We start from the raw sequence: 16,013 nt of genomic DNA, 5'->3' as shown, positions 1-16,013 counted from the left end.
TACAGGTGCCGGACCAGCAAGGTGCCGACGATCGCCGCCGTCATTGCGCCTGCCGCCGTTACGGCGGCGGCCACCGGCGGCAGTCCGCGTCCGGCAAAGGCGAGCAAGCCGCCGAGTGCGATCGCGGGCGCGACACGGATGCCCCAGGCAAGGCAGCCGCACAAGGCGATGGCGGATGGTAGCCAGAGAGAACTGACGATGCCGGGCAGTAGCGAAAACTGCATCGACAGGCGAGCGCCAAGTGCATACAGCCCCGTGAGGAGCAGAAAGCGAAGCAGGAAAGCAGCACCAACAGCGAGCCGACGCCCGCCCGGCGTGGAAAACGGATTGCTGGGAAGCCTCATCCCGGGCCTTTCGATGACGTCCGGCGCGTGTTGGCCGACCGGAACACTATGCCAGCAACGGTCCCGGCCTCCGTTGAACATCCTCAAATCACCCCGCGTCATGCACCGCCGCCGGGCCGCATTCTTCGTTACGACAGCGATACAACAAATCCCCGGCGTCAACATGGGAATTGTGATAACAAAACGAAAATTCCTTTGAGCTTAATCAAATCGCTGGGCTATAGTTACTAACTGGAAAAGATGTAATTAGTTGTAACACCCTCCCGACAAGAACCAGAGACAAACAGGGTCAAGTCCACATCATGAGACATCCACTATCGCGTCTGATTGCCGGTGCGGTTTTCACCGTCCTGGCCGGTTCCACCTTTGCCGCCGACGAGTCGGATCCCATCGGTCACTTCCAGATCACCCGCTTTGCAGTCGAAGGGAACACGTTGCTTCCTGCGGTAGAAGTTGACAGATTGCTCACACCCTTTGCCGGCAGCGAACGCAACTTCGGCCATGTCCAAATGGCGCTGGAAACCCTCGAAGCCGCCTACCATGCGCGCGGCTACAACGTGGTGCAGGTTGTCCTGCCCGAGCAGGAACTGAACCAGGGCGTGGTCCGATTGCAGGTCGTCGAGACCAGGCTTGGCAAGGTGAAGGTCGAGGGCAACACCGTTTTCAGCGAGGACAACATCCGCCGCAGTCTGCCGGCACTGACTGAAGGGCAGGTGCCAAACCTCGGTGATGTTTCGTCCAGCCTCAGGCTGGCCAACGAGAACCCGGCCAAGAAAACCACGCTGCAACTCCAGACTGGCGACAAGGACGACGAAATCAATGCTGTCCTGGGCGTGACCGACGACAAGGTGTGGAAGGTCGGCGCCACCCTCGACAACAGCGGCAACGCGAACACCGGCAAATCCCAGCTGACGATGCAGTTCCAGCACGCCAACATGCTGGACCGGGACCACGTGATGAGCGTGCAATACACCACCACGCTCGAAAAGCCAAGCCAGGTGAGCGTCTATGGCGTGGGTTACCACATTCCGCTGTACGCGCTTGGCGATTCGGTCGACCTCTTCGCCAGCTACTCCGACGTCGATTCCGGCTCGGTGCTGGCCGGCATCGTCAACCTGCAAGTGAGCGGCCGCGGCACGGTCGTCGGCGGACGCTACAACCAGTTGCTGCGCCGTGCGGGCGATTACGAGTCGCGTATCACCTACGGCCTCGACTACAAGCAATTCCAGAACAACGTCGACCTGTCAGGCGTCCAGCTCGGCAACGACGTCACCGTCCATCCGCTGAGCGTTGCCTATACCGGCATCCTCGGCACCGCCGACGGTGAACTGAGCTTTACCGTGACCGGCATGCGCAACATCCCCGGTGGCGACAAGGGCAAGAGCGCCGATTTCGACCGTGTGCGCGCCGGCGCTCCCGCCGGGTACAGCCTGATGCGCCTGAGCGCGGGCTACAGTCGTCTGCTGCCGCAAGACTGGCAGCTGCGCTTCTCGCTGGCGGGCCAGTACAGCCCGGACTCCCTCGTCCCGGGTGAGCAGTTCGGCGCGGGCGGCGCCTCCACGGTGCGCGGCTTCGACGAGCGCGACATTTCAAGCGACAAGGGCCTGCTTGCCAGCGCCGAGGTCTACACGCCGAACTTCTGCGGTTCGCTGGAGACGGTCGCCGCGCAGTGCCGCGCGCTGGTGTTCTACGACACCGCAACGGTACGACGCAACAATGCGCTGGCAGGAGAAATTGCCAGGGCATCGATCGGCAGCATCGGTGTCGGCTTGCGCGTCAGCGTCAGCAAGTACATGACGATGCAGATGGATTACGGCCACGTCATCGACGGCGGCACGACACAGCTCAAGGGCGACAACAAGTTGCATTTCAGGCTTGGTCTGACGTATTGAACTTCGACGCGGAACAATTCAATGAATACCAACGCCGCCAAGCGTGCGCAGCAGATCGCATCCCGCCAGGTTGCGTTGCGCCGCCGTTTGCTCCCGATCCTGCTGGGCACCTGTTTCGGCACGGCACTGGCCAATCCATTCGGCCCGCAGGTCGTCAACGGCCAGGCCAGTTTCCTCAACCAGGGCAACGTGCTGACGGTGACCAACACGCCGGGCACGATCCTCAACTGGCAAAGTTTTTCGATCAATCCGGGTGAACTGACCCGCTTCCTGCAGCAGAACGCCAACAGCGCGGTGCTCAACCGCATCACCGGGCAGGACCCGTCGCAGATCCTGGGCGCGCTGCAGTCGAATGGACGAGTGTTCCTGGTCAACCCCAACGGCATCCTGTTCGGGCAGGGCGCGCAGGTCGACGTCAACGGGCTGGTCGCCTCCACGCTCAACATCAGCAACGAAGACTTCCTCAACGGCAGGATGCTGTTCAAGGCAGGCGACAAGGCCGGTAACTTGAAAAATGAAGGCACGATTGCCACGCCATCCGGCGGGCAGGTCTTCCTGATTGCGCCGAACGTGGAAAACAGCGGCATCATCACTTCCCCGAAAGGCGATGTGATGCTGGCGGCCGGCCACACGGTGCAACTGGTCGATTCGCTCAACCCGGACGTGCGGGTGGTGCTGAGTGCGCCGGAAAGCGAAGCGCTGAACCTGGGCCAGGTGATTGCGCAGGGCGGCAGGACGGGCATCTACGGCGCGCTGGTCAAGCAGCGCGGGGTGATCAATGCCGACAGCGCGGTGGTGGGCGAGAACGGCAAGGTGGTGCTCAAGGCGAGTCGGGACACGCTGGTGGAAGCAGGCAGCCGCACCAGCGCGAAGGGCGCGGGCAAGGGCGGCGAGATCCAGGTGCTGGGCGAGCGCGTCGGGCTGACAGGCGATGCGGTGATCGACGCCAGCGGACAGCAGGGCGGCGGCACGGTGTTGGTGGGTGGGGATTACCAGGGCAAGAATTCAGGCGTGCAGAACGCCAAACGCACCTATGTTGGCAAGGATGTGCAGATCAAAGCCGATGCGACCGAGAACGGCGACGGCGGCAAGGTGATTGTGTGGTCGGATGAAGTCACACGAAACTACGGCAGCATTTCTGCGCGTGGTGGCGCAAACGGTGGTGACGGCGGATTCGTGGAATCATCGGGAAAGCAGATGCTTGAACATCGTGGACGGGTTGACGTTTCTGCTCCCATCGGCAAGGGTGGAACACTGCTGCTTGACCCCGCTGTTATCACTCTTGTAGGGGGATCTGGCGACGGTGATGGTACCTCACCTGATGGTACCAACACGTTTGCTGGTGCTGGCACCACAGGGACGGTGAATTTTGCGGATCCGGATTTGACCTCAGCAGGTGTGTCCAACATTTACCAATCGGAGCTGGAGGGTCTTGCGCCCGGGACCAATATTGTCCTCGAATCGACGGATCACATTACTGCCACGGGAACGTTCTCTAACCTTGTGACGTTGCCAAACAACTCGAATCTGACCATGCGCACACGCAACGCGTCCACCGATGGCAGTGGCACGATTGGCATCAATCTTGTTAGCAGCACCGACAGTGTCAACCTCGAATTCAAGACGCAGGGCACTGGCACCATCACCATGCAGACCGGTACTGGCACGTCACCGCAGGCTGCGAACATCAACGTCGGAAAATTGACGACCAACGGTGGATCAGTTGCATTGAGCGCGAGCGGCAACATAGTTGTGCGTGCAATTACGACGACAGATCCTTCGTCGAACGGTGGCAACATTTCAGTGACCTCAGGTGATTTCATGACATTGGGCGGCGCCCAAATCAATGCTAGTGCTGGAGATGGCATTGCAGGAGATATCACACTCAACTCAGGTGGCGACATCAATGTTTCCAATACGACGACTATCACGGCAAATCACCTGAAGATGACTTCCGTTGGTGGCATACATGGGTCAAGTGTGGCTGATTATGCCAATATCAATGCCAACTTCCTTAATGCCAAGAGCACCAATTCTGGTTCGATCAAAATCAGCAATACTGGCACCAATCTCATTATTTACGATGGTGGCGTCGCTAGCGCTGACGGCGTCAATGCGGCGGACGGCATTATCGATATCAAGAACGGTGCCAGCTTTGGTATCAGCGTGCAGGCTCCGGTTGTTGCGCAGGGGGCTTCGATCGCAATGGCAGCGGACAACGGAATTGATGTGGCCGCAGCCGGACCTATAACTAGCAACGGTGGCAACGTCACACTTACGGTGAGCGGTGCCAATGGCATTAATCTTGCGGCGGGCGCGCAGATCGCGAGCGGCGGCGGCATGGTGACCTTGACTTCAAATGTCATCAACCTCAGCGGCAGTTTGATCGATGCCAGCAGCGGCAATGTTCAAATAAAGCCTTTTAATGCCGCAAAAAACATCGATATCGGTGGCGCCGCAGTCGACGGCGCCAATCTTGCACTTTCGCAAGCGGACCTTGCGGCAGTCAAGACTAGTGGCACGCTGAAGATCGGTGATGTTTTCGCTGTCCCGACCGGTGCCGTATCGGTTGTCGGCACCCTCGACCTGACAACACCCGGCAATCTGACGGGCCCGTTCGAGATCTATACCTCAAGCGGGGCGGTCTCGGTCAACGCGGCCATGACTGTGCCGAAGGACCTAACCATTACATCGGGATCCGGTTCGATCGCCACGACCGCGCCGGGTTCCATCACCGCCGGCAGTGCCAACACCCTCGTGTTGAAGACAGCCGCGCTGAGTATTGGCGCCAGTATCGCCGCCGACGATATTGAATTTTCCACTGACAGCCTGACGCTTGGTGCATCGGCTGCGATCACTGGCTCGATCGTGGGCATCTCCTCAAAGACGGCTGGGCTGCCGATAACAGTGGGCGCTACTTGCGGCGCAGGCTGCCTGTCCGTGACCGACCTGTGGAAGATCAATTCTCCTGTGATTGCCATCGGCCCTAATAGCGCCGGCGTTCCTTATTCGGGAAATCTCACGGTTGCAGGCATAACGGCCACTGCCTCGAGCGCGATCACTGATCGCCATGCCAATACGACGACCATCGGCCTTTTCTCTACTGGAAACGTCACCCAGACCGGTCCGATCGATGTTGCCAATCTGGCGGTGGTCGCAGGGGGCAGCGTGAACCTTGCGACGTCCACCAACCACGTTTCGCAACTGGCCGGCGAATCGATCGGGGCATTTTCGTTCAAGAATGATCAGTCCTTTGTTATTGGCGACATCAGCGGCAGCGGCCCGACCTTTTCGTATAGCATCAGCGGACTGACGACGAGCAATTCCAGTATCGCGCTTACCCTGGCAGGGAACGCGACAGATGTGATGGACCTGTCTGCGGTGGTCGATGCAGGCACGGGAACTGTAACTTTGGATTCCACAGGCTCGGTATATGGTTCCGCGTTCAGCCCCGATATCATCGCCGGCAATGTGAGCGTGACGGCGGCCGGTACCGGAGGTATCGACGGTGCCGGCGGCCTCCATATACAAGCGCCGCTCATTTCAAAGCTGGACACGGCGGCAGGCAGTGTCGATGTCCTGGGCTTTTCCGCACTTACAGTGGGCGCGCTGACGCCAACGGCGATGACGGCTGTCAGCGCACCGTCAGGATCAGTAACGATCACGACGAGCGGAGCGCTTCCGCTGACGATCAACGGAGACGTGTCTGCCGGAGGAAACATCAATCTGATCGCGGGCTCGGCCTCATCCTCCTTCACGGGCAACGTCCTGACCATCAACCGTCCGGTGACATCATCTTCGGGGGTTATTACGCTCGGTGCCAACAGCGTAGGCGGCACAAGCGTCCCGACCGGACCGAATGTATCGCTCCAGACTCCTGGCAGTTCGGTCCCCCCACCACCGCCGCCGACCCTTGACCAGTGCGTGAGCAATCCCACACTGGCGGGCTGCACGGACGTATTGCCAACGCTGGCCACCTGTACGACGGCGCCGACCACCGCGGGTTGCACTGCGGTCCTGCCAACTGTGGATGCCTGCGTGGCCAATCCGACCCAGGCCGGATGCACGGCCGTCCTGCCGACACTGAGCACCTGCACGACGGCGCCGACGACCGCCGGCTGTACCGCGGTGCTGCCGTCCATCAGCACCTGCACCACCGCACCTGAAACGGCAGGATGCACAGCGGTGCTGCCGACGCTGAGCAGTTGCACAGCGAACCCGACGCAACCCGGCTGCACGGTGGTGTTGCCCACGCTGAGCACATGCACGGCCGCACCGGCAACGGCAGGCTGCACGGCGGTGCTGCCGACGCTAAGCAGCTGCACGACCAACCCGACGCAGCCCGGCTGCACGGTGGTACTGCCGCCGCTGAGTGCCTGCATTACCTCGCCGTCGACGGCTGGTTGCACGGCAGTGCTGCCCACCCTGAGCAGCTGCACGATCAATCCGGCGCAAGACGGATGCAGTGTCGTCCTGCCCACGCTGAGCAGCTGCACGGCCCTCCCGAACCAGCCCGGCTGTTCCGCGGTGCTACCCGCGCTGAGCACCTGCACGGCGGCACCGACCACCGCCGGCTGCACTGTGGTGCTGCCGACGCTGGCGCAATGCTCGGCTGCGCCGACCCTGGAAGGCTGCTCGGTGGTGATCCCCACGGCCAGCAAGTGCGTGCTGAACCCGTCGGCGCCGGAATGCGTCGTTGTGCTTCCGGTGACCGATCCCGGCACCGGCACAGGTTCGACCTCGTCACCGCCGAACATCATCACGGAAACGGTGATCGACAACACCAACATCGTGCTGACGACCATCGCGTTGATCACGTCGAACCAGATGCTTCCCGGCAGCGGTAGCTCGTCGGGCGGCGGTTCCGGCAGCGAAGGAAAGAAAATCGACAAGAAGACCCTATCCTCGACGGATGACAGCGGAGCGAAGAAAAATGAGCCAGTCCGGAAAATGTATTGCAACTAAGCGGCTGCTGTTCATGGCGGCGCTGCTGCTGGCAACGCAGTCATGGGCAGCGCAGGTGGTCGGCACGGTGGCCAACCTGAGCGGACCGCTGGTGGCGAAGAAGGCGGACGGCACGGCCAAGGTGCTGGCGGTGAAGTCGTCGGTGGAGCAGGGCGACATCCTGGTCGCCGAAAAGGATACCTATGCGCGGATCAAGTTCATCGATGACAGCGAGATTACGCTGCGGCCGAATACCCAGCTGAAGATCGAGAACTTCAGTTTCGAGGCGGACAAGCCGGAAAAGGACAGCGCGGCCTTCGACCTGGTCAAGGGCGGGCTGCGCGCGGTGACCGGCACGCTGGGCAAGCGCAACAAGGAAAAGTGGGGGATGAACACGCCGACGGCGACGATCGGTATCCGCGGCACGACCTTCATTGCGGAATATGTGGCGCCGGACGATGCGGCAGTGGCGGCCTACGGCATGGCGAGCATGGCGGCAATGACGCCGTCGGGTTATACGGACGTGCGCAGCGACATGCCGGCGGCGGTGCCGCTGCAGGTGCTGCCGCTGCGCGTGGCGCAGGTGCCGGGTCAGCCGGGCGGAGGCGGCCTTGCGCCGGGCCTGTATGTGCAGGTCATCGATGGCTTGATCAACCTGTCCAACAGGGGAGGTTCGCTGAATTTCTCGGCGGGCCAGTTCGGCTATACGGCGACCTTGGTACAGCCGCCGGTTGTCCTTCCCAACAACCCGGGCATCAAGTTCTCGCCGCCGCCGACGTTCAACGTGAACACCGGATCGCAGGGTGGAGCGGGTAGTTCGTCTGGCGGCAGCGCAGTCGATTGCGAAGTACGGTAGCCGTTCAAATGGAGTAGGGTGGGTAGAGCGAAGCGAAACCCACCATTCAACGCATCCTGAGCGCGCGGTGGGTTTCGCTTCGCTCTACCCACACTACGGGCACATCACTTGATGCACACCGTCCGCACCTGCTTGATGTCCGTGATCCCCGACAGCACCTTCTCGATGCCGTCCATCTTCAGCGTCAGCATGCCGTCTTCCAGCGCCGCCGCGACAAGTTGCGCGACGCGGCTGTGTTCCTGGATCAGGCGCTTGAGGCGGTCGGTGCCGATCATCAGTTCGTGCAGGCCGACGCGGCCCTTGTAGCCGTTGCTGCACTGGTCGCAGCCGACAGCCCGGTAGAGCTTGAACTTGCCGTTGCTGTCGGCATAGTTCTTCTTCCACTGGTTAAGCACGCCGTCGAGTCCCGCCTTCTCATCCTTGAAGGCTTCGGTATTCTTCAATTCCTCGCAGTACTCGGCCAGCAGCCGGCGCAGTTCATCGTCTGACGGTTCGTATTCCTGCTTGCACTTCGAGCAAAGCCGTTTCGCAAGCCGCTGGGCCAGCACGCCGAGCAGGGCGTCCGCGAAATTGAACGGATCCATGCCCATGTCGAGCAGGCGGATGATGGATTCGGGCGCACTGTTGGTGTGCAGGGTCGCAAACACCAGGTGGCCGGTGAGCGAAGCCTCGATGCCCATCGCTACCGTTTCCTTGTCCCGCATTTCGCCGACCATGATGATGTCCGGGTCGGCGCGCAGGAAAGCGCGCATCGCAGTGGCGAAGTCCAGGCCGCTCTTGCGGTTGACCTGCACCTGGCGCAAGCCCTTCTGCGTGATTTCGACCGGGTCTTCCGCCGTCCAGATCTTGGTTTCCGATGTGTTGAGGAAGTGGAGCACCGAGTGCAGTGTCGTCGTCTTGCCCGAACCGGTCGGTCCGCAAACGAAGAACAGACCGTAGGGTTTGCTGACCGCCGCCTTGAGGCGCTCCAGGTTGTTGGGCAGCACGCCCAGCTTGTCGAGCGGGATCGGTTCGCCCGCGGCCAGGATACGCATCACGATATCCTCGACGCCGCCGGCGGACGGGATGGTTGCCACCCGCAGCTCGATATCGAGCGGTGCGTATTTCTTGAACTTGATCTTGCCGTCCTGCGGCTTGCGGCGCTCGGAAATGTCGAGGTCGCACATGATCTTGATGCGCGCCACCAGCGCATTGCGGTAGCTCGCGGGGATCTCGATGTAGGGTTCCAGCGATCCGTCCTTGCGGAAGCGGATGATGGTCTTTTCCTTGCCGGGGCGCGGTTCGATGTGGATGTCCGATGCGTTCTGGCGATAGGCATCGATAATGATCTTGTTGACCAGCTTCACCAGCTCGTTCTCGGCGGCGGCGGAGAGATCGGCTTCCGACAGGTCGCTGCTTTCATCATCGCCGTCTTCCAGGCCTGACAACAGGTCGCCGACCGAGGTCAGGTCCGCTTCGGCGCCGTAGAACTGGTCCAGCGTCTGGCGGAATTCGCGGTTGGTCGTGACGCGGTAGACCAGCTTCGCCTTCGGGAAGATGTTGTTGATCACGCGCGCGTTGCGCACATGTTCGGGATCGATCGCAAGGATGACCATGCCTTCCGAGCCTTCCTCGATTGGAATCCACAGGTTCTGCTCCACGAATTCGCGCTTGAGGTTCTTGAGCAGATCCACCGGCTTGACCCGGTCGGACTTGAACGCTTCGTAGGGCACGCCGAAATGCTTGGACAAGGCTTGTCCGATTGATGTCTGCTTGACCTGGAACTCGTTGATCAGGACTTCTTCGATGTCATCGTTCTTGCGGCGTGCCGAACGCGCGGCAAGCTCGAGTTCCGGCGCCGACAGCACCGAATCCTCCACCAGCATGCTGTACTTGGAGCGGATGAGTGGTGACGGCTTCAGGCGCTGAGTGTAGGCAATGGCGAGTGTCTTGCAGAGTTCCTTGATGCCTTCCTCGGCGACGCTGCTGAAGGATTCGCCCGAGCGGTTGTTGATCAGCTGGATCGCGCCGAGCAGTTCGCCCTTCGCTTCGTCGATCAGCGGCGCCACCAGCATCTGCTTGGTGCGGTAGCCTGTGGCCTGGTCCACGCCGCGCTGGAAATGCAGGTCTGGCGAATGCGATTTCAGTTCCTTGTCGTCATAGACATCGCGCAGGTTGAGCACGCGGCGCGAGAGCGCGGCGAATCCCGCGAGGCTCTGTCCCGAGATCGGCAGCTTGAAATCCTTGAACGAATTCAGCCCGGTCTTGATCTTCGAGACGATGCTGGTCTTGTCCTCGCTGAGCACGTACAGGGTCAGGCGGTCGGCGTCGAACAGGTCGCAGATATCCTGCGACAGGTCGAGCATGATCTCATCCAGGTTGCTGGTCGCGTGGATCTTGTTGGTGACGGTTTGCAGCTTCTTGAAGAACGCCAGGCGGAGGTTGGCGTCGTCGGGGGAATTTCGGGGAGTACCGAGAACCGCGCTCATGAGTGTTCGTCCATCACGGTTGTTTCATTTTTATCAACGCTTCTCCATGCGGCAGGGTGGGTGGACATGGGAGCGATGTATTGTCATTTGCCTCTGAAGGCATATCCTTCCATCATAATGGATCGCGTTGCGAAAATGTATCATTGCACGCGGCTTAATTTTTGGTGTCAGCATTAGGCTGACGAAAAAGCCGCAATCCGAACGATTCAGTCTACAATCATTCAAAAAAGCAACGGGGAGGCGCGTCATGAGCTCGGTAGAAGTGATACGTTCGACATGGGCGGCGTGGCCGGTTTCCCTTGATGCGCCGCACACAACAAACTGCCCGGCCAGTCCGGGCGCCGCATGATGAAATTGCAGGTACTTGGATGTGCCGGAGGAATTGGTGGACGAGAACGTTTCACCACCTGCCTGCTGGTAGACGATGACATTCTGCTGGATGCAGGAACGGGCTTGACCAATCTCGGCGTCGAGGAGCTCGTGCGCATCGATCACGTGTTCATTACACACAGCCATCTCGACCACGTCGCAGGACTTGCCCTGCTGGTTGACTCGATCCAGGGCAAGCGCACCTCGCCGATTACCGTGCACGGCACGGAAAAAGTCATCGCATCACTCAAGAAGCATCTTTTCAACTGGGTGCTCTGGCCGGATTTCGCCGCCATTCCGAGTAACGAACAGCCGTCGCTCCGCTGGCAGACAGTGGAACCCGGCAAGGACATTGTCATCGGCAGCCGTCGCCTCACGCCACACGCGGTCAACCACACGGTCGGATCAGCTGCCTACCTGGTCAACAGCGCACGTGCCGGATTCATTTTCACCGGCGACATGGCGTCGACGCCGGAACTCTGGACCGCCCTGAAGGCCGAGAAGAAACTGTCCAAGGTCATCGTCGACTGTTCCTTCACGAATGCCGACATGGAGCTGGCGGCAAAATCGATGCATTTCTGTCCGCGGTCGCTGATCGACGATATCCGCGGCGTGGACCGCTCGGTCGAGTTCCTGATCTATCACCTCAAGCCGGGCCAGGAAGACCAGATCATGCGCGAGCTGGCGGACGACGGAGAAGGGCGCCCGTTCCGCGCGCTGAAATGCGGGGATGAATTCATCTTCTGAAGAAGTACCATCCGGCCGGATCGCGGCCGGGCATGCTGCACAATGCGTCCGACAATACATGAGTGACTCGAGTTACACAGACATCGCGCAACGACTGGAGCGCCTGACCGAACTGAGCGTCGAGCTCAGCACGAACCACGACACGCCCCTGCTCCTTGAGCGCATCCTCACGGCGGCCAAGAGCATGACCCATGCCGACGGCGGCACGCTGTACATCACGCGCGAGGACAAGCAGGCGCTGTGCTTCAACATTTCGATGAACGACACGCTGGGCATGCACCAGGGAGGCACCAGCGGACACAAGATCGAGATCCCGGATATCCCGCTGTACACCGCCACCGGCGCCAAGAACCTCAGCGCAGTGGCCGCCTATGCGGCCAACACCGGCAAATCGGTCAATATCAAGGACGTGTACAAGGTCGACGTGTTCAACTTCTCCGGCATGCGGAAGTTCGACGAGACCTTCAACTATCACTCGCAGTCCTTCCTGACCGTGCCGATGATGGACCACGAGAACGATGTCATCGGCGTGCTCCAGCTCATCAACGCGAAGGACACGGCCACCGGCCAGACGCGCGCCTTCACGGACACCGACCAGCGCTTCATCGAGGCATTGGCATCGCAGGCGGCGATCGCGATGACCAACCAGAAGCTCATCAAGCTGCTGGAGAATCTGTTCGAATCCTTCGTCAAGTTGATCAACATCGGCATCGACGAAAAATCGCCGCACACCGGGCGCCACTGCGAGCATGTGCCCGAGCTGACGATGATGCTGGCCGATGCCGTCCACGAGATCGACACCGGGCCGCTCGCCGATTTCCGGATGACCGCGAACGATCGCAAGCAGTTGTGGATCGCCGGCCTGCTGCACGATTGCGGCAAGATCACCACCCCGGTGCACGTGGTCGAAAAGGCCACCAAGCTGGAAACCCTGTTCGACCGCATCCACGTGGTCGATGCGCGCTTCGAAGTGCTCAAGCGTGACGCCGAGATCCGCGCGCTCAAGGAAAAGCTTGCCGCAGGCAGCGACACCAGGCGCCATGACGAAATCAATCGCAGTCTCGCCGACGAGCTGGCACAGCTCGATGCCGATCGTGACTTCCTGCGCTTTGCCAATATCGGCTCGGAAGCGATGTCGCCCGATGCGCAGAAGCGCGTGACCGATATCGCGCGTTACCGCTGGATCGGGCCGGATGGTTTCGAGCGCGATTTGCTGAGCGAGGAGGAGGTGACCAACCTCACCATCCGCGCCGGCACGCTCAACGCGCAGGAACGCGAAATCATCAACAACCACATCTCGGTCACGATCCGCATGCTCGAGTCGCTGCCCTGGCCGAAGCACCTGCAGCAGGTGCCGGAATACGCCGGCGGCCACCACGAGCGCATGGACGGCAAGGGCTATCCGCGCGGCCTGCGCGGCGACCAGATGTCAGTGCAGGCGCGCATGATGGCGATCGCCGACATCTTCGAAGCGCTGACCGCGAAGGACCGTCCCTACAAGAAGGGCAAGACGCTCAGTGAGTCGCTGGAAATCCTCGGCGGCTTCGTGTTGCGCGACCACATCGATCCGGCATTGTTCGACGTCTTCATCCGCAAGCAGGTCTACCTGCAGTATGCGCAGCGCTTCATGGACCCGGCGCAGATCGACGAGGTCGATGTGTACAAGATTCCGGGCTATACGCCCTGACCGTCCTGCCGGGGAGATATGGTACGTCTCATATCGAAGCTGGGATCGCGCTGGGCAATTGCCCTCGGCATGACGCTGCTCGCTGCGCTCCAGATCACCTATCTCCCGCCGATTCCCTTTATCGAACGCCTCGACGTGCTCGCCTACGACATGCGCATGCGCGTGCAGAAGGGCGAGCTGGATCCGCGCGTCGTGATCGTCGACATCGACGAGAAGAGCATCGCCGAAGTCGGACGCTGGCCTTGGAGCCGCAATGTCATCGCGAAGCTGATTGAGACGCTCGACCAGAAATACTTCGTCAAGTCGGTCAGCTTCGACGTGATCTTCTCGGAAGTCGATACCAGTTCGGGTTTCGGCACGCTGGAAGGATTGGCGCGCAAGGAGTTCAGGGATATTTCCGGTTTCGCGGAACGGGTTCGCGCGCTCAAGCCGCGTTTCGACTACGACCACCACCTTGCCGCCGCTCTCGATGGACGTCCCACGGTCCTCGGCTATTTCCTGTCCAACGAACCCGATGCCATCACCAAGGGCAAGCTGCCCGCACCAGCATTCACAACGACCGACCTTGGCGGGCGCGAAATCGACTCGGCGCGCTACAAGGCCTACGCCGGCAACCTGGAAGAGTTGCAGGTGGCGGCAAAGGGCGGCGGATTCATGAACCCGACCCAGGACCCGGACGGCACGATCCGCCGGCTCAGCCTGCTGGCACGCGTCGGTGACCAGTATTACGAATCCCTCGCGCTGGCGACCGCGCGGGTCGGCCTCGGCGCGAGCAGGATCAAGCCGATCTTCTTTACGGAAGAAGAGACACGCCTGAGCGGCGAGGAGCACCGGACGTATGGAGCGCTGAAGGCACTGCACCTCAACACCAAGCCAAAGCCGACCTATATCCCGCTCGAACGGAACATGACCGCCCTCATCAACTATCGCGGGCGGGGCGGCCCGCGCGGCGGGCAGTATCGTTATGTGTCGGCGGTCGACGTGTTGCAGGAAAAGGTGCCGATGGATCACCTGGCCGATACTATCGTGCTCGTCGGCACCACCTCGGCCGGTCTCAAGGACCTGCGTCCGTCGCCCGTCAATACCGACTATCCCGGCGTGGAAATGCATGCCAACATCATTTCCTCGATCATGGACGGCACCTTCAAGCAGGAGCCGGACTTCGTCATCGGCCTCCAGTTGACGCAGGTGCTGGTGATCGGCATCGTGCTCGGACTCCTGCTGCCGCTGCTTTCGCCGCTGCTCTCCATCCTGGCGTCGCTGGGCGCCATGGCGGCAGTGGTCGGCGCCAACCTTGCGATGTACCAGCAGCTGAACTGGGTCGTACCCATTGCCGTCTCTCTGTTGCTGGTGGCGGCGCTGTTCATCTTCAACATCGCCTGGGGCTACCTGTTCGAGTACCGCAAGGGTCGCGCAATGGTCAACCTGTTCGGCGAGTATGTCGCGCCCGAACTGGTGGCGGAAATGGCGGCCAATCCCGAAAACTACAACATGGAAGGCGAAAGCCGCGAGCTTACGGTACTGTTTTGCGACGTGCGCGGCTTCACCACCATTTCGGAAGGCCTCGATCCGAATGCGCTGCGCGAGTACATCAATATCTACCTGACCGCCATGTCGGAAGACATTCGCGGCAACCGCGGCACGCTCGACAAGTACATCGGCGACGCGGTGATGGCCTTCTGGGGTGCACCGGTCGAACTGCCCGACCATGCATCGCGCGCAGTGGCTACCGCGCTGAAGATGCAGGCGACAGCCAAGGCGTTGAACAAGGATTTCATCGCCCGCGACTGGCCGCCGCTGAAGATCGGCATCGGCCTCAATACGGGCGAGATGCGCGTGGGCGACATGGGCTCCAAGATCCGCCGCGCCTATACGGTGATGGGCGACGCGGTCAACCTGTCGTCGCGGCTGGAAGGCATTACCAAGGTGTATGGCGCCGGTGTCGCGGTGGGCGAGGCAACCAAGGCGGCCGCGCCGCAGTTTGCCTACCGTGAACTCGACCGGGTGCGCGTCAAGGGCAAGAACGAACCGGTGCCGATCTTCGAGCCGCTCGCGCTCGACACGGAACTTGACCCGGCGCTGCGCGCCGAGGTCGAGAAATGGCACGAGGCGCTCGCGCTGGTCCGTGCGCAGGAATGGGACAAGGCCGAGGCATTGCTCAACACCTTGCTGGCCGCGCATCCGGACAGCGTCCTGTACACGCTCTATCTGCAGCGTATCGCCCACTTCCGCAAAGATCCCCCTGGCGCCGACTGGGACGGCGTCACGACCTTCGAAACCAAATAGCGAAACACCTTGTCTACCTGTGGACACCATCACGGGAAAGACATGGAAAACCTTCCTCGCATTGCCGACTATTTCGACCGCAACAAACTCCGCCTCGTCACCGCCGAATCCTGCACCGCCGGCCTGGTCGTCGCCATACTCGGCGACGTGCCGGGCTGCGGCAGCTGGCTGGAGTGCAGTTTCGTAACCTATGCGCCCGAGGCGAAGTGCCGGATTCTCGGCGTAAATCCGGCCACCATTGAAAAGTACAACCTCACCAGCGAAGCGGTCGCGCGCGAAATGGTGGAGGGCGCGCTGCGCAACAGCCAGGCGACTGCCGCCGTGGCGAACACCGGCATCGCCGGGCCGGCCCCCGCGGACGGCATTCCTCCGGGCACCATCTGCTTTGCCTGGGGTTTCGAGCACGAGGGGACGACACGC

9 protein-coding genes and 1 pseudogene are annotated in these 16,013 nt (G+C 61.2%); 7 read left to right on the top strand and 3 right to left on the bottom strand.

The genetic code is table 11. The annotated features are described in order from the left end of the window. Positions 1-344, bottom strand: a pseudogene (locus AYR66_RS24525) (MASE1 domain-containing protein); the annotation flags it as partial. A 302-nt stretch (positions 345-646) separates the two neighbouring features. On the opposite strand from AYR66_RS24525, the gene AYR66_RS24520 reads away from it, so the two are divergent. From AYR66_RS24520 to AYR66_RS24510, 3 genes are read left to right on the top strand one after another with little or no spacing between them, the layout of a single operon-like run. Next, a complete protein-coding gene (locus tag AYR66_RS24520; protein ID WP_088710175.1) occupies positions 647-2,236 on the top strand; it encodes a ShlB/FhaC/HecB family hemolysin secretion/activation protein in 1,590 nt (529 codons plus the stop codon). 21 nt (positions 2,237-2,257) lie between these two features. Beyond that, entirely contained in the window at positions 2,258-7,201 is a 4,944-nt protein-coding gene (locus AYR66_RS24515) for a two-partner secretion domain-containing protein (protein ID WP_088710174.1), read from the top strand. After that, positions 7,170-8,036 (top strand): FecR family protein, encoded by an 867-nt coding sequence (locus AYR66_RS24510; protein WP_234815079.1) that lies wholly within the window; start codon positions 7,170-7,172, stop codon positions 8,034-8,036. The genes AYR66_RS24515 and AYR66_RS24510 overlap by 32 nt, the downstream gene beginning before the upstream one ends. 104 nt (positions 8,037-8,140) lie before the next feature. On the opposite strand, the gene AYR66_RS24505 is transcribed toward AYR66_RS24510, so the two are convergent. Then, on the bottom strand, positions 8,141-10,504 hold the full coding sequence (locus tag AYR66_RS24505) for a GspE/PulE family protein (protein ID WP_088710172.1): 2,364 nt from the start codon (positions 10,502-10,504) through the stop codon (positions 8,141-8,143). A gap of 33 nt (positions 10,505-10,537) precedes the next feature. After that, the gene (locus AYR66_RS29090; RefSeq protein ID WP_170942358.1) at positions 10,538-10,999 is read right to left on the bottom strand and encodes a hypothetical protein; all 462 of its coding nucleotides are present in this window, start codon (positions 10,997-10,999) and stop codon (positions 10,538-10,540) included. Here AYR66_RS29090 and AYR66_RS24500 point away from each other — a divergent pair. The 4 genes from AYR66_RS24500 to AYR66_RS24485 all read left to right on the top strand — a co-directional run. Next, a complete protein-coding gene (locus AYR66_RS24500; RefSeq protein WP_474647549.1) occupies positions 10,886-11,620 on the top strand; it encodes a 3',5'-cyclic-nucleotide phosphodiesterase in 735 nt (244 codons plus the stop codon). The two genes, AYR66_RS29090 and AYR66_RS24500, sit on opposite strands and share 114 nt — an antisense overlap. A 58-nt stretch (positions 11,621-11,678) precedes the next feature. Then, positions 11,679-13,307: an HD family phosphohydrolase gene (locus AYR66_RS24495; RefSeq protein ID WP_088710170.1), complete on the top strand. Its 1,629-nt coding sequence runs from the start codon at positions 11,679-11,681 to the stop codon at positions 13,305-13,307. An 18-nt stretch (positions 13,308-13,325) separates the two neighbouring features. After that, positions 13,326-15,593, top strand: a complete 2,268-nt coding sequence (locus AYR66_RS24490; RefSeq protein ID WP_088710169.1) for a CHASE2 domain-containing protein — start codon at positions 13,326-13,328, stop codon at positions 15,591-15,593. A gap of 42 nt (positions 15,594-15,635) precedes the next feature. Next, positions 15,636-16,013 (top strand): CinA family protein (locus AYR66_RS24485; RefSeq protein WP_141104325.1); only part of this gene is annotated, 378 nt, incomplete at its 3' end.

It is taken from the genome of Noviherbaspirillum denitrificans (assembly GCF_002211445.1).
Lineage (GTDB): Bacteria > Pseudomonadota > Gammaproteobacteria > Burkholderiales > Burkholderiaceae_D > Noviherbaspirillum > Noviherbaspirillum denitrificans.
Note: the sequence above shows the minus strand (reverse complement) of the source record. Positions and strands in the feature narration are given on the sequence as shown.

Coding starts and splice junctions, on each gene's coding strand:
- AYR66_RS24520 (WP_088710175.1), top strand. CDS start 647: ATGAGACATCCACTATCGCGTCTGATTGCCGGTGCGGTTTTCACCGTC.
- AYR66_RS24510 (WP_234815079.1), top strand. CDS start 7,170: ATGAGCCAGTCCGGAAAATGTATTGCAACTAAGCGGCTGCTGTTCATG.
- AYR66_RS24505 (WP_088710172.1), bottom strand. CDS start 10,504: ATGAGCGCGGTTCTCGGTACTCCCCGAAATTCCCCCGACGACGCCAAC.
- AYR66_RS24495 (WP_088710170.1), top strand. CDS start 11,679: ATGAGTGACTCGAGTTACACAGACATCGCGCAACGACTGGAGCGCCTG.
- AYR66_RS24490 (WP_088710169.1), top strand. CDS start 13,326: ATGGTACGTCTCATATCGAAGCTGGGATCGCGCTGGGCAATTGCCCTC.
- AYR66_RS24515 (WP_088710174.1), top strand. CDS start 2,258: ATGAATACCAACGCCGCCAAGCGTGCGCAGCAGATCGCATCCCGCCAG.